This is a genomic window from Streptomyces sp. NPDC055815, assembly GCF_053616475.1.
On sequence record NZ_JBSHDU010000002.1, the window covers coordinates 112,239 to 125,687 of the forward strand.

The 13,449-nt window shown below is 73.1% G+C and carries 9 protein-coding genes; 6 read left to right on the forward strand and 3 right to left on the reverse strand.

Annotated features, from left to right (window positions below; genetic code table 11):
* Positions 1–26 precede the first annotated feature (26 nt).
* From ACWGN5_RS02275 to ACWGN5_RS02285, 3 genes are read left to right on the forward strand one after another with little or no spacing between them, the layout of a single operon-like run.
* Positions 27–1,058 carry an ABC transporter substrate-binding protein gene (locus tag ACWGN5_RS02275; RefSeq protein WP_453510717.1) on the forward strand — a complete coding sequence of 344 codons (1,032 nt, stop codon included), beginning with the start codon at positions 27–29 and terminating at the stop codon, positions 1,056–1,058.
* The gene (locus ACWGN5_RS02280; RefSeq protein WP_453510718.1) at positions 1,058–2,269 is read left to right on the forward strand and encodes an LLM class flavin-dependent oxidoreductase; all 1,212 of its coding nucleotides are present in this window, start codon (positions 1,058–1,060) and stop codon (positions 2,267–2,269) included. The genes ACWGN5_RS02275 and ACWGN5_RS02280 overlap by 1 nt, the downstream gene beginning before the upstream one ends.
* 55 nt (positions 2,270–2,324) lie before the next feature.
* The gene (locus ACWGN5_RS02285; protein WP_453510719.1) at positions 2,325–3,434 is read left to right on the forward strand and encodes an NAD(P)-binding domain-containing protein; all 1,110 of its coding nucleotides are present in this window, start codon (positions 2,325–2,327) and stop codon (positions 3,432–3,434) included.
* A 9-nt stretch (positions 3,435–3,443) separates the two neighbouring features.
* On the opposite strand, the gene mltG is transcribed toward ACWGN5_RS02285, so the two are convergent.
* Together mltG and ACWGN5_RS02295 are read right to left on the reverse strand one after the other, a co-directional pair.
* Positions 3,444–4,358, reverse strand: coding sequence for an endolytic transglycosylase MltG (gene mltG / locus ACWGN5_RS02290; protein WP_453510720.1), 915 nt, complete (start codon positions 4,356–4,358; stop codon positions 3,444–3,446).
* Between the two features lie 287 nt (positions 4,359–4,645).
* Positions 4,646–6,490, reverse strand: a complete 1,845-nt coding sequence (locus ACWGN5_RS02295; protein ID WP_453510721.1) for an ABC transporter ATP-binding protein — start codon at positions 6,488–6,490, stop codon at positions 4,646–4,648.
* A gap of 88 nt (positions 6,491–6,578) precedes the next feature.
* On the opposite strand from ACWGN5_RS02295, the gene ACWGN5_RS02300 reads away from it, so the two are divergent.
* The 3 genes from ACWGN5_RS02300 to ACWGN5_RS02310 all read left to right on the forward strand — a co-directional run bounded on the left by ACWGN5_RS02300 (position 6,579) and on the right by ACWGN5_RS02310 (position 11,587).
* Positions 6,579–7,076: a MarR family winged helix-turn-helix transcriptional regulator gene (locus ACWGN5_RS02300; protein WP_453510722.1), complete on the forward strand. Its 498-nt coding sequence runs from the start codon at positions 6,579–6,581 to the stop codon at positions 7,074–7,076.
* Between the two features lie 39 nt (positions 7,077–7,115).
* Positions 7,116–10,040 carry an FAD-binding and (Fe-S)-binding domain-containing protein gene (locus ACWGN5_RS02305; RefSeq protein ID WP_453510723.1) on the forward strand — a complete coding sequence of 975 codons (2,925 nt, stop codon included), beginning with the start codon at positions 7,116–7,118 and terminating at the stop codon, positions 10,038–10,040.
* Between the two features lie 143 nt (positions 10,041–10,183).
* On the forward strand, positions 10,184–11,587 hold the full coding sequence (locus ACWGN5_RS02310) for a Gfo/Idh/MocA family protein (RefSeq protein ID WP_453510724.1): 1,404 nt from the start codon (positions 10,184–10,186) through the stop codon (positions 11,585–11,587).
* A 54-nt stretch (positions 11,588–11,641) separates the two neighbouring features.
* Here ACWGN5_RS02310 and ACWGN5_RS02315 read toward each other — a convergent pair whose 3' ends face one another.
* Positions 11,642–13,255 (reverse strand): peptide-N4-asparagine amidase, encoded by a 1,614-nt coding sequence (locus ACWGN5_RS02315; protein ID WP_453510725.1) that lies wholly within the window; start codon positions 13,253–13,255, stop codon positions 11,642–11,644.
* Positions 13,256–13,449: the final 194 nt, after the last annotated feature.

Here is a 13,449-nt window from a genome sequence, read left to right on the forward strand (position 1 = left end):
TCCCCACCGTCCCCGAGGAGACATCCATGAAGTCCATCCGACTGTCCGCCGCCGCGCTGCTCGTGCCGCTCGCCCTGCTCGCCTCCGCCTGCTCCGGCGCCTCCGCCACGGGCGAGGCCTCGAACTCCGACGGCAAGGGCTCCCTCGTCCTGAACGTCGGCGACCAGAAGGGCGGCCACGAGGCCCTGCTGCGTGCCGCCGGTGAGCTCGACGACCTCCCGTACCGGGTGAAGTGGTCGACGTTCACCTCCGGCCCACCGCTCCTCGAAGCGATCAACGCCAAGGCCGTCGACGTCGGCTCCGTCGGCAACACCCCGCCCGTCTTCGCCGCCGGAGCCGGCTCGAAGATCACCGTGGTCGCGTCGACCCACGGCGACTCCGCGGGCGAGGCGATCCTCGTCCCGAAGGACTCCCCGCTGCGCACCGCGCGGGACCTGAAGGGCAAGAAGGTCGCCGTCGCCCAGGGGAGCTCCGCCCACTTCCAGCTGATCGCCTCGCTCCGGGAGGCGGGCCTGCGGCTGTCCGACGTCCGGCTCAGCCTCCTCCAGCCGGCCGACGCCCTGGCCGCGTTCACCAGCGGCAAGGTCGACGCCTGGGCGGTCTGGGACCCGTACACCTCCCAGGTCCTGCTCAGCGGCAAGGGCCGGGTGCTGACCGACGGGCGCGGCCTCGTCAACGGCCTCGGCTTCCAGGTCGCCGCCCCCTCGGCCCTCGCCGACAGGGAGAAGGCGCGGGCGATCGGCGACTTCGTCGAGCGGCTGCGCCGCGCCCAGGGCTGGGTGTTCGACCACCCCGAGGAGTGGGCGAAGGTCTGGGCGAAGGAGACCGGTCTGCCGTACGAGGTGGCCCTGGCCGCCGTGAAGCGCAGCAACGGCACCCGTGTCCCCGTGGCCCTCGACGACGCGGCGATCGCCTCCGAGCAGCAGATCGCCGACACCTTCGCCGAACTGAAGCTGATCCCGCACACGTTCCGCTTCGCCGACTACGTCGACACCCGCTTCAACAAGGACCTGCCGCCGTCCACGACCCCGGCGCGCAGCTACGGAAAGGCCTCCTGATGACCGTCCATCTGCACTGGTTCCTGCCGACCGGCGGCGACGGCCGGACCCTCGTCGACCGGCACGCCTACACGGACGGCGGGATCACCCGGGACCGGGCCGTGTCCGGGGTCCGCGCCCCCGACATCGACTACCTCGTCCAGATCGCCAAGGCGGCCGAGCAGTTGGGCTTCGAGGCCGTGCTGACGCCGACCGGCACGTGGTGCGAGGACGCCTGGCTGACGACGGTCGCCCTGGCCCAGCACACCGAACGGCTGAAGTTCCTGGTGGCGTTCCGGCCGGGGGTGATCTCCCCGGTGCTCGCGGCCCAGATGGCGTCCACGTACCAGCGGATCACCCGGGGCCGGCTCCTGCTCAACGTCGTGACCGGCGGCGACTCGGCCGAGCAGCGGCGCTTCGGCGACCACCTCGACCACGACCGGCGGTACGCGCGCACGGCCGAGTTCCTCTCGGTGGTGCGGGGCGTGTGGGGCGGGCGGCCGTACGACTTCGACGGCGAGCACTTCCGGATCGAGGGCGGGCTCACCGCCCTGCCGCCCGACCCGCTGCCCGAGATCTTCTTCGGCGGATCGTCCGCGGCGGCCGGCCCGGTCGCGGCGCAGCACGCGGACGTGTACCTGACGTGGGGGGAGCCGCCGTGGCAGGTGAAGGAGAAGATCGACTGGATCCGGCGGCTCGCGGAGGAGCGCGGCCGCACGGTCCGGTTCGGGATCCGGCTGCACACGATCTCCCGCGACTCGGCGCGCGAGGCCTGGGCGACGGCCGACCGGCTGCTGTCCGATCTCGACGCGGAGACCGTCGCCGCGGCGCAGGAACTCCTCGGCCGGAGCGAATCGGTCGGCCAGCAGCGGATGATCGCGCTGCACGGCGGCGGCTCGCTCGACCGCGACCGGCTGGAGATCTCGCCGAACCTGTGGGCGGGCGTCGGTCTGGTACGGGGCGGGGCCGGGACCGCGCTGGTCGGCAGCCACGCCGATGTCGCCGACCGGATCGAGGAGTACCACGATCTGGGCGTGGAGCACTTCGTCCTGTCCGGGTACCCGCACCTGGAGGAGGCGTACTGGTTCGGCGAGGGCGTGACGCCCGAGCTCGCGGCGCGCGGGCTGCTGCCCTCGGCGCCCGCCTCCCCGCTGCTCGGCGTCCCGGCCGCGAACGGCCGCCCGGCCTCGGCCCCGGGCGGCGCGCCGCTGCTCGTGCCGGGCGGGCGGTAGGCCTCCGGCCGGCGGGGGTGGGAAGAACCTCACCCCCGCCCCGGTTGGTGGAAGCGTGAACGATTTCGGGTTCGAAGAGGTCAGGACGGTCGACGTCGTCGTCATCGGCGCCGGACAGGCGGGGCTCTCCGCCGCCTTCCACCTGCGGCGCACCGGCCTGGAGCCGGACCGGGACTTCGTCGTCCTGGACCACGCCCCCGAACCGGGCGGCGCCTGGCAGTTCCGGTGGCCGTCCCTCACGTACGGCAAGGTCCACGGGATGCACGCGCTGCCCGGCATGGAGCTGACCGGTGCCGATCCCGCGCGGCCCTCCTCGGAGGTGATCGGCGCGTACTTCGACACGTACGAGCGGACCTTCGACCTGCGGGTCCACCGGCCCGTCGACGTGACCGCCGTCCGGGAGGGCGAGGACGGGCGGCTGCGGGTCGAGACCTCGGAGGGCGTCTACGCGACGCGGGCCCTGATCAACGCGACCGGCACCTGGGACCGGCCGTTCTGGCCGCGCTACCCCGGCCAGGGGACCTTCCGGGGCCGCCAGCTGCACACCGCCCGGTACCCGGGGCCCGAGGTGTTCGCCGGGAAGCGGGTGCTCGTCGTCGGCGGCGGGGCCTCCGGCACCCAGCACCTCATGGAGATCGCCGAGGTGGCCGCGGAGACGACCTGGGTGACCCGGCGCGAGCCCGTCTACCGCGAGGGGCCCTTCGGCGAGGTGGAGGGCCGCGCGGCGGTCGCCCTCGTGGAGGAGCGGGTGCGGCGCGGGCTGCCGCCGCAGAGCGTCGTCTCCGTCACCGGGCTCCCCCTCAACGACGCGATCCGGGCGGCCAGGGCGCGCGGGATCCTGGACCGGCTGCCGATGTTCGACCGGATCACCCCGACGGGGGTGGCCTGGGACGACGGCCGGACGGTCGATGTGGACGTCATCCTGTGGGCGACCGGTTTCCGGGCGGCGATCGACCATCTGGCGCCGCTGCGGCTGCGGGAGCCGGGCGGCGGCATCCAGGTGGAGGGCACACGCGCGGTACGGGACGAGCGCGTCCACCTCGTCGGCTACGGCCCCTCGGCCTCGACGATCGGCGCCAACCGGGCCGGCCGCGCGGCCGTCTCCGACATCCGCCGCCTCCTCGGCCACGACCTCGACCAGGCCGCCCCTGCTCCGGCCGTCTGACCTGCCTGTTCAGCGCTGTCCCGCGCTCCGGTTGGCGTTGAACTCGGCCACGTTCGCCTGGTGGGCCGCGTAGTCGGCGGTGAAGCGGGTGTCGCCCGGGGCGACCGTGACGAAGTAGAGCCAGTCGCCGTCCGCCGGGCGGATCACCGCGTCCATCGCCTCGTCCCCCGGGTTGCCGATGGGCGTCGGCGGCAGGCCCTTGCGGGCGTACGTGTTGTACGGGCTCCGGGACTTCGTGTCCGCGAGGCTGGTGTCGACCGTGGTCCGGCCGAGGGCGTAGTTGAGGGTCGAGTCCATCTGGAGCGGCATGCCCTGGTCGAGCCGGTTGTGGACGACGCGGGCGACCTTCGCCATGTCCTCGGGGTTGTCGGCCTCGGCCTGCACGATGCTGGCCGCGACGACCGTCTCGTACACGCTGAGTCCGCGCGCCCGCGCGCCCTCGACGATCCGCCCCGCGCCGTAGCGCTTGCCGGCGGTGTCCACCATGAAGCGCAGCAGTGCCGTCGGGGTGGTGGTCGAGAGCACGGGGTAGGTCGCGGGGAAGAGGTAGCCCTCGGGGTTGCCGCGGGCCGCGGCGGGCAACGGGAGGACGCCGGGCCCGGTCGCGGCCTTGCGCGTGGTGCCCTCGGGCAGATGGAGTGCCCGGTCGACGGCCGTGTAGACCTGGCCGGCCCGCCAGCCCTCCGGGACGAGGAGGCTGCGGGGCTGTTCGACGGCGGGTTCGTCCTGGCTGAGCAGGAGGGGGACGGTGACGGCGCCGGCCACGGTGAGGACGGCTCCGAGCAGCAGCGCGAGCCGCCCGCGCCGGGTGAGACGCGCCCGACGGGGAGTCCGTGGCAGGCGTGTGCGGCGGGGAGGCCGGGGCAGGGAGGGACGGCGGGGGCGGCGCGGGGGTGCGTACGGGGAGGACGGCCGGTACGTCATGGGCGCACGCTAACCCGGTCCGTGCGCGAATCCGGGGAACCGCGCACGCGGCGGCGCCGCCGGCCCCCTGGGACGGGGGACCGACGGCGCCGGGCACTGCGTTCGTCAGACGAGCCAGCCCAGGAAGTGGAGGACGCCGGCGAGCAGATCGGTGATGACGTTCATGGTGGTGCTTCTCCTTGTGCAGGTACATCAGTGGGACGGTGCGGTCGCGGTCTGCAGCCCTTCGCTCGCACTCCGTAATCTTCCGATGCCGCACGGGAGTCGGGCAACGAATCCCGGAACGATCACACGTTCTGGGGAACAACCGCTCCCACGTTCGCCTGTTCGGTACGGGCGTCCCGGCGGACCAGGGCCGCGTACCGCCCGTCCCGGGCGAGGAGCTCCTCGTGCGTCCCGCGCTCGGCGATCCTGCCGCCCTCCAGGACGACGATCTGGTCGGCGTCGCGGACGGTGGAGAGCCGGTGGGCGATGGTGATCGTGGTGCGGCCGGCCGACAGGGCGTCGATGGCCCGCTGCACCGCGTGCTCGGTCCGGGTGTCGAGGGCGCTGGTCGCCTCGTCGAGGATCAGGACCGGAGGGTCTCGCAGGATGGTGCGCGCGATGGCGAGGCGCTGCTTCTCGCCGCCCGAGAAGCGGTAGCCGCGCTCGCCGACGAGGGTGTCGTACCCGTCGGGCAGCGAGGCGATGTGGTCGTGGATCTGGGCGGCGCGCGCGGCGGCCTCGATCTCCTCGTCGGTGGCGTCCGGCTTGGCGAAGCGGAGGTTGTCCGCGACGGAGGCGTGGAAGAGGTAGGTCTCCTGGGAGACGACGCCGACGGCGCGGGCGAGGGTGTCGAAGTCCAGGTCGCGCACGTCGACCCCGTCGAGGGTGACGCGGCCGCCGGTGACGTCGTACAGCCGGGGAACGAGGTAGCTGAGGGTGGACTTGCCGGAGCCGGTGGGGCCGACGACGGCCAGGCTGCCGCCGGCGGGGACGGTCACGTCGATGCCGTCAAGCGTCGGGCGGCCCTGTCCCTCGGGGTCGTAGTGGAACTCGACCTTCTCGAAGGAGACCTCGCCGCGGATCTTCGGCAGCCGGACCGGCTCGTCGGGCTCGGTGATGTCGACGGGCAGGTCGAGGTATTCGAAGATGCGCTGGAAGAGCGCGAGGGAGGTCTGCACCTGCACGCCGGTGGAGAGCAGGCTGACGGCGGGCCGGAAGAGGCCCTGCTGGAGCGAGACGAAGGCGACGAGCGTGCCGAGCGAGATCTCCGAGCCGCCCGAGCCGAGGGCGATGCCGGCGGCCCAGTAGATCAGGGCGGGCATCGCGGCCATGACGATGCCGATGGTCGACATCCGCCACCGCCCCGCCATGGAGGAGCGCACTTCGAGGTCGACGAGGCGCTCGGACTCCTCGGCGAAGGACTTGGTCAGCGAGTCGGCGCGGCCCATGGTGCGGCCGAGGAGGATGCCGCTGACCGAGAGGGACTCGGTGACGGTCGCGGCCATGGCCGCCATCTGCTTCTGGCGCTGGGTGGTGATCGTCTTGCGCTCGCGGCCGACGCGCCGGCTGATCCAGACGAAGACGGGCAGCAGGAGCAGCGAGACGAGGGTGAGGCGCCAGTCGAGGGCGAGCATGGCGACGACGGTCGCGACGACGGCGGTGAGGTTGGAGACGAGGGAGGTGGCCGTGGAGGTCACGGTCGCCTGCATGCCGCCGATGTCGTTGGCGATGCGGGACTGCACCTCGCCGGTACGCGTGCGCGTGAAGAAGGCGAGCGGCATCCGCTGGAGCTGCTCGTAGACCCCGGTGCGCAGGTCGTGCATGACGCGCTGGCCGACGGTGGTCGAGATGAGGGTCTGGAGCACGCCGAAGACGCTGGTCAGGACGGCGGTGGCGATCATGCCGAGGGCGAGCAGGCTGAGCAGCCCGGTGCGGCCCTGGGGGATGGCGGTGTCCAGGATCTCCCGGAGGAGGAACGGCGAGGCGACCGAGACGAGCGAGGCGGCGCCGACCAGGAGGCCGACGAGCGCGAGGCGCGCGCGGTAGGGGCGGAAGAGCCGAAGGATCCGCCGCACCTGGGCGGGCTCCTTGGGCTGGCCGGAGTCGCGGGGCGGGGGCGTCCAGTCGGACTGGTCGTGGGGGCGCATGGGCTCCTTCGAAGGTAGACGATTCCATCGGAGCATAGCTCACTGTTACCTATACTCACAATGAACATGGTCCTGATATTGTTCCCGTATGAGCACCTCCGACCGTCCGCGCGGCTCCGAGCGACCGAGCGGGACCGACCGGCCGAGCGGGACCGACACCGACGGCCTCCTCGCCGAGCAGCTGCTGCGGCTCACCCGGCGCCTGCACCGCATCCAGAAGCGCCATCTGGAGCCGGTCGGCATCACACCCGCGCAGTCCCGGCTCCTGCGCACCGTCGCGCACTTCGGCGAGCCGCCCAGGATGGCCGATCTCGCGGCCCGTCTGGAGGTCGTCCCGAGGGCCGTGACCAGTCTCGTCGACGGACTGGAGGCGGGCGACCGGGTGCGCCGGGTGCCCGACCCGAACAACCGCCGGGTGGTCCGGATCGAGCTCACCGACGCGGGCCGCGCCACGCTGCGTGAGCTGCGCAGCGCGCGCCGGGCCGCCGCAGAGGACATCCTTGCTCCATTGACCGTCGATCAGCGCGAGGTGCTCGAAGGTCTGCTGTCCGCCCTGGTCGACCCCGGCCCGGAGCGCGGCTGCTGACCCGTCGGGTGCGGGGACGCGCCGAAGGGGAGCCGTGACATGCCGCTGCTCGAGCCCGACCCGCGGGCACTCCGTCCCGGTACGAAGCGGACCCCCGCCCCGGACCGCGTGCCGGATCTCCAGGCCCGGGGCACGCCGCGGCGGCTGCGCGAGGAGCTCACCGAGCTCCTCGGGCCAGGGAAGGTCCTGTCGAAGATCTCCGACCTGGTGCGCTACGCCTCCGACGCGAGCCCGTACCGCTTCGTCCCGCAGGTCGTCGTGGTCGCCGAGGACATCGACGACATCTCCGCCGTCCTGTCGTACGCCCACGGCAAGGGCCGCGAGGTGGTCTTCCGGGCGGCCGGGACCAGTCTCAACGGGCAGGCGCAGGGCGAGGACATCCTCGTCGACGTGCGCCGCCACTGGGTGGGCGTCGAGGTCCTGGACGGCGGCGCCCGGGCCCGGATCCGGCCCGGCACCACGGTGGTGCGGGCCAATGCCGCCCTCGCCCCGCACGGGCGGGTCCTGGGGCCCGATCCGGCCAGCGCGGTCGCCTGCACGATCGGCGGGGTCGTCGCCAACAACGCCTCGGGCATGACGGCCGGCACCACCCGGAACTCGTACCGGACGGTCGCCTCCCTCACCGTCGTCCTGCCGAGCGGGACCGTGGTCGACACGGCGGACCCTGACGCCGACGAGGAGCTGGCGCGCGCCGAGCCGAGGCTGTGCGCGGAGCTGATGGCACTGAAGGCGGAGATCGAGGCGGACGCCGAGCTGACCGCGCGGATCCGCGCCAAGCACACCATCAAGAACACCAACGGCTACCGGCTCGACGCCTTCCTCGACGGCGACAGCCCGGTGCGGATCCTGCGGGGTCTGATGGTCGGCTCCGAGGGCACCTTCGGCTTCATCTCGGAGGTCGTCTTCGACACCCTGCCGCTGGACCGCGAGGTCTCGACGGCCCTGCTGTTCTTCCCCTCGCTGCCGGCCGCCGCCGCGGCCGTGCCCCTGTTCAACGAGGCCGGGGCGCTCGCCGTCGAGCTGATGGACGGCAACACGCTGCGGGCCTCGGTGAGCGTGGCGGGGGTGCCCGCCGACTGGGCGGAGCTGCCGAAGGACACGGCGGCGCTCCTGGTCGAGTTCCGGGCCCCGGACCCGGCGGCCCTCGACGCGTACGAGCGGGCGGCGGAGGCCGTGCTCGACGGGCTCGCGCCGGTCGCCCCGGTGGCGTCCGTGGAGAACGCGTTCACCCGCGACCCGAAGCGGATCTCCGGCTACTGGAAGGCCCGCAAGGCCTTCGTGACGGCGGTCGGCGGCTCCCGGCCCTCCGGTACGACCCTGATCACCGAGGACTTCGCGGTGCCGCCGGAGCGGCTCGCGGAGGCCTGCGAGGCGCTGCTCGGGCTCCAGGCCCGGCACGGTTTCGACGCGGCGGTGGCGGGCCACGCGGCCCACGGCAACCTGCACTTCCTGCTCGCCTTCGACGCGGCCGACCCCGCCGACGTCCAGCGGTACGCGGCCTTCATGGACGAGTTCTGCAAGCTGACCGTGGAGCGCTTCGACGGCTCGCTGAAGGCGGAGCACGCCACCGGACGCAATATCGCGCCCTTCCTGGAGCTGGAGTGGGGGGCGCGGGCGACCGAGCTGATGTGGCGGGTCAAGGAGGCGATCGACCCGGACGGTGTGCTCGCCCCGCGGATCGTCCTCGACCGCGACCCGCAGGCCCATCTGCGCGGCCTGAAGACGATCCCGGCGGTGGAGCGGATCGCCGACCCGTGCATCGAGTGCGGCTTCTGCGAACCGACCTGCCCCAGCCACGATCTGACGACCACTCCGCGCCAGCGGATCGTGCTGCGCCGGGAGATGATGCGCCAGTCCGACGGCTCCCCCGTCGAGGCCCGACTCCTGGAGTCGTACGGCTACGACGCCGTCGACACCTGCGCCGGCGACTCCACCTGCAAGCTGGCCTGCCCGGTCGGGATCGACACGGGGGCGCTGATGAAGGAGTTCCGGCACGAGCGGCACTCGCCGCGCGAGGAGCGGATCGCCGCCCTGGCCGCCCGGAACTTCCGCGCGGTGGAGGCCTCGGCGCGGCTCGCGGTCGCCGCCGCGGACCGGATCGGCGACCGGGTCCTGGAATCGGTGACCGGTCTCGCGCGCAAGGCCGTACGCCCCGACCTCGTACCGGAGTGGCTGCCGGAGATCCCGGGCGCGGCGGCGCGGCGGCTGCCCCGCACCCACCGTCCGGCGGCGGTCGCCGTGTACTACCCGGCCTGCGTGAACCGCGTCTTCGGCAACCCGGACGGCGAGCGGGGGCCCTCGCTCCCGGAGGCCGTCGTCGCGGTGTCCGCCCGGGCCGGGCGGCCGGTGTGGATCCCGGACGACGTGGCCGGGACGTGCTGCGCGACGATCTGGCACTCCAAGGGGTACGAGCGGGGCAACGAGGTGATGGCGAACCGGATCGTCGAGGCCGCCTGGGGCTGGACGGCCGGCGGAAGACTGCCGCTCGTGGTGGACGCCTCCTCGTGCACCCTGGGGATCGCGCACGAGGTGGTGCCGTACCTGACGGAGGACAACCGGGAGCTGCACGCCGAACTGACCGTGCTCGACTCGCTCGTGTGGGCGGCGGACGAGCTGCTCCCCCGGCTCGACGTGCGGCGCCGCGTCGCCTCGGCCGTGGTCCATCCGACCTGCTCGATGCGGCACCTGGGCGACGAGGAGAAGCTCACCGAGCTCGCCGGGGCCTACGCGGAGGAGGTCGTCGTCCCCGCCGACGCGGGCTGCTGCGCCTTCGCCGGCGACCGGGGCATGCTGCATCCGGAGCTGACGGCCTCGGCGACGGCCCGAGAGGCGGCGGAGGTCACGGCCCGGCCGTTCGACGCGCACCTCTCGGCCAACCGGATGTGCGAGATCGGGATGGACCGGGCGACGGGCCGGAGCTACGGATCGGTGCTCCTCGCCCTGGAGCGCGCGACCCGGCCCTGACCGTCCGTCAGCCGGTCCGGCAGGGCCCCTCACCCCGAGCGGTGAGGGGCCCTTCGTATGTTCGAGTGATCATCGGCTGCCGGTGCGGCTCGACGCGGGAACCGGAACAGTACAGTCCAACCACCCGTCAGCAGGGAGGTTCCATGGACGACCAGACACCGCGCCCCCCGAGCCGTCGCACGGTCCTCAGAACCACCGCGGGCGCGGCCGGGGCCGGGCTCGGCGTCACCGCCGCGAGCGGAGGGACCGCCCGGGCTTCCACCGCCCCCGCTCCGGAGACCCCCGCCGTGCCGGAGCGCCGGGGCGCCACCATGGCCGGGGTGCCGTTCGAGGGCCGTTCCACCGTCCGGATCGGCATCGTCGGGCTCGGCAACCGCGGCGCGAGCATGATCGGCAACTTCCTCGCCCTCCCCTGGGTCCGGGTGGTCGCCGTCTGCGACCCGGTGCGCGAGAAGGCCGAGAAGGCCGCTGCGGCCGTCACCGCCGCCGGCCGGCCGGCCCCCGCCCTGTACACCCACGGCGAGGACGACTACGAGAAGCTCTGCACCCGCACCGACCTCGACTTCGTCTACGTGGCCACGCCCTGGGAGAGCCACTTCGCGATCGCCAGGGCGGCGATGCTGGGCGGCAAGCACGTCGGCGTGGAGTGTCCGGTCGCGATGGAACTCGCCGAGCTGTGGGAGCTGGTCGACCTGTCGGAGCAGACCCGCCGCCACTGCATGCAGCTGGAGAACTGCTGCTACGGGCGGAACGAGATGCGGGTGCTGCGGATGGCGCACGCCGGCAGGTTCGGGGAGCTGCTGCACGGCGCGGGGGCGTACAACCACGACCTGCGCGCCCTGTTGTTCTCGCCGACGTACTACCAGGGGCCGTGGCGCCGGCTGTGGCACACGCGGCGGCGCGGGGACCTGTACCCGAACCACGGCTTCGGTCCGGTCGCCAACTACATGGACGTCAACCGCGGCGACCGGGCGGTGAGCATCAGCAGCTTCGGCACCCCGGCGCTCGGTCTCGCCGAGTACCGCGCGGCGCACATGCCGCCCGGCGACCCGAGCTGGAAGGAGACGTACGTCGAGAGCGACCGGACGGTCAGCATGGTCCGGACGTCCAAGGGGCGGCTGATCCGGCTCGAACACGACGTGTCCACCCCGCACCCGTACAGCAGGATCAACAGCCTGGGCGGGACGCGCGGGGTCTTCGAGGACTACCCGGCCCGGATCTATCTGGAGCCGGACCACAAGGACGACGTGTGGGGCGACTTCTCGGCGTACGCGGCCGAGTTCGACCACTGGCTGTGGAAGGAGCACGCCGATCCGCCGGGCGGCCACGGCGGCATGGACTACCTCATGGTCCTCCGGCTGATGCAGTGCCTCCAGCTGGGCCTGCCGCCGGACTTCGACGTGTACGACGCGGCCGTCTGGTCGGCTCCCGTGCCGCTCAGCCACGCGTCGCTCAAGGCGGACGGCGCACCGCAGGAGATCCCCGACTTCACCCGCGGGGAGTGGCAGAAGGCCCGTTCGGGCGTGGACTCGGCGAAGCCCCGCTGACGGTGCCGTGCCGCCCCGTCCCCTCGCCGCGGGGGGGCGGGGCGGCCGGGTGTCTCAGCAGCGCCGCAGGTCCTGGGTGACGGTGCCCTGGACGGTGGTCAGGCTCCGGTCGTAGCAGCCGCCGGAGCCGTACAGGCGGTAGCGCTCGGTGCTGGTGCCGACCGCGTGCCGCTGGTCGCGCGGGACGCCGAGGGTGAAGGAGGCGTCGCCGGTGTACGTGTCGTCAAGACGCGACCAGGACAGCCGCTTGCCGTCGCGGACGACGTCGACGGCGGCGCGGTCGCCGACGGTGAGGACGGTCCGCAGGCGGTTCCCGCCGTCCACGGAGATCTCGCCGTCCATGGTGTACGTGCGCCGGGTGCGGGTCGCGGTCCGGCCGACGGTCACGGTCTCGTCGTCGGTCCAGCGGGCGGTGAGCGCGTCCGGGTTCTCGTCGGCGCCCCAGCCGTGCGTGGAGCGGTGGTCGACGGTACGGGTGACGGTGGTGGCGACGCGGCCGTGCGAGGTGTTCAGATGCCCGGCGACGGTGAGCGTGTCGCCGCCCGTGGTCTCCAGGACGTCGGGCGAACCGGCGGTGTACACCGCGGAGTTGCGGGAGGTGCCGAGCTCGTGCCGGTCCAGGCCGCCGGTGACGACCTCGCTGCCCTCGTCCTGCCAGAGGAGCACGTTGGTGGGGATGCTCCAGCCGGACTGGCCCGCGGGGACGCCGGCGACGGAGACCTCGACGCGGTGCGCCGCGCCGTCGTTGAGCCGCGCCGCGAACGGCGTGAGGTCGTAGACGATCGGCTGCACGTCGAAGGCGCGCGGCGCGGGCGTCACGTACCAGAGGAAGGGGTTGGACCAGCCGCCGGTCCACACGTGCGGGAAGGGGGCCGCGATGCCGGCGAGCTTCCCGTCGACGGAGATCCGCACCTCCCGGTAGGGCCCGTCGGTGGCCTTGCAGGAGTAGGGGGCCGCGTCCGGGACGGTGAGGTACCAGAACTCCTCGCAGCCGCCGCCGGATCCGGTGGCGTACACCTCGGCGAGGACGCGTTCGGCGTTGCGCGGGGTGGTGAGGGTGGCGCCGGTGAGCGGGACGACGCGGTCGGGGGTGCCGACGGCCGGCTTCACCCGGCCTTCGGCGGTGTGGAAGGTGAGGGTGACGCGGACGTCGATGACCCCGGTGTACGTCTCGTTCACGACGTTGCCGATGAGCATCTCGACGGGCTGCGGGCGGCTGAGGGTGTCGCGGTAGCGGGTGACGTCCTTCTCGACGGACCAGCTGATGCCGTCGGGAGAGGGTTCGGGGGTGGAGGTGCGGAGGATCTCGACGCCGCCGAGGGTGAGGTAGCCCAGACGGTCGTACTGGCGGCCCTTGACCTGTCCGTCGAGGCGCAGGACGACCTTGTTCCAGTGCTTGCCCGTGCCGCACTCCTTCGGCGGGGTGTAGCTCCCCCGGTACGGGGTGAAGTCGCGGAACTGCGCGGCGGCGAGGGTGACCTCGCAGCTGCGGGTTCCGGGGGTGTCGACGGGCGGGGCGGCGGTGACCGGGTCGTGCCAGTCGGTGGTGAACTCGGCGGGCGGCGTCGGGCCGTTCGGACCGTCGGCGGCGGCCGGGTGGGCGGTGAACAGCGCTCCGGCGGCGAGCACCAGAGCGCCGATCACGCTCGTGATCTTGAGTGATCTCATGGGCCGGTAGTGAAGCGCGCCCGTGCCGTGCGGTCCAGAGGACGATGAGCGGACATGGCGCGATCTGTTCCCTCTTGGGGAAAATCGATTGCCGCCCCCGGGGGAAAAAGCGAACCTTGCACGGTTTCCCCATCGTGGTCGCACACCGCCGTGGCACACCGGCACGCGATCCCCCCGACAGACCCGGAGATCCT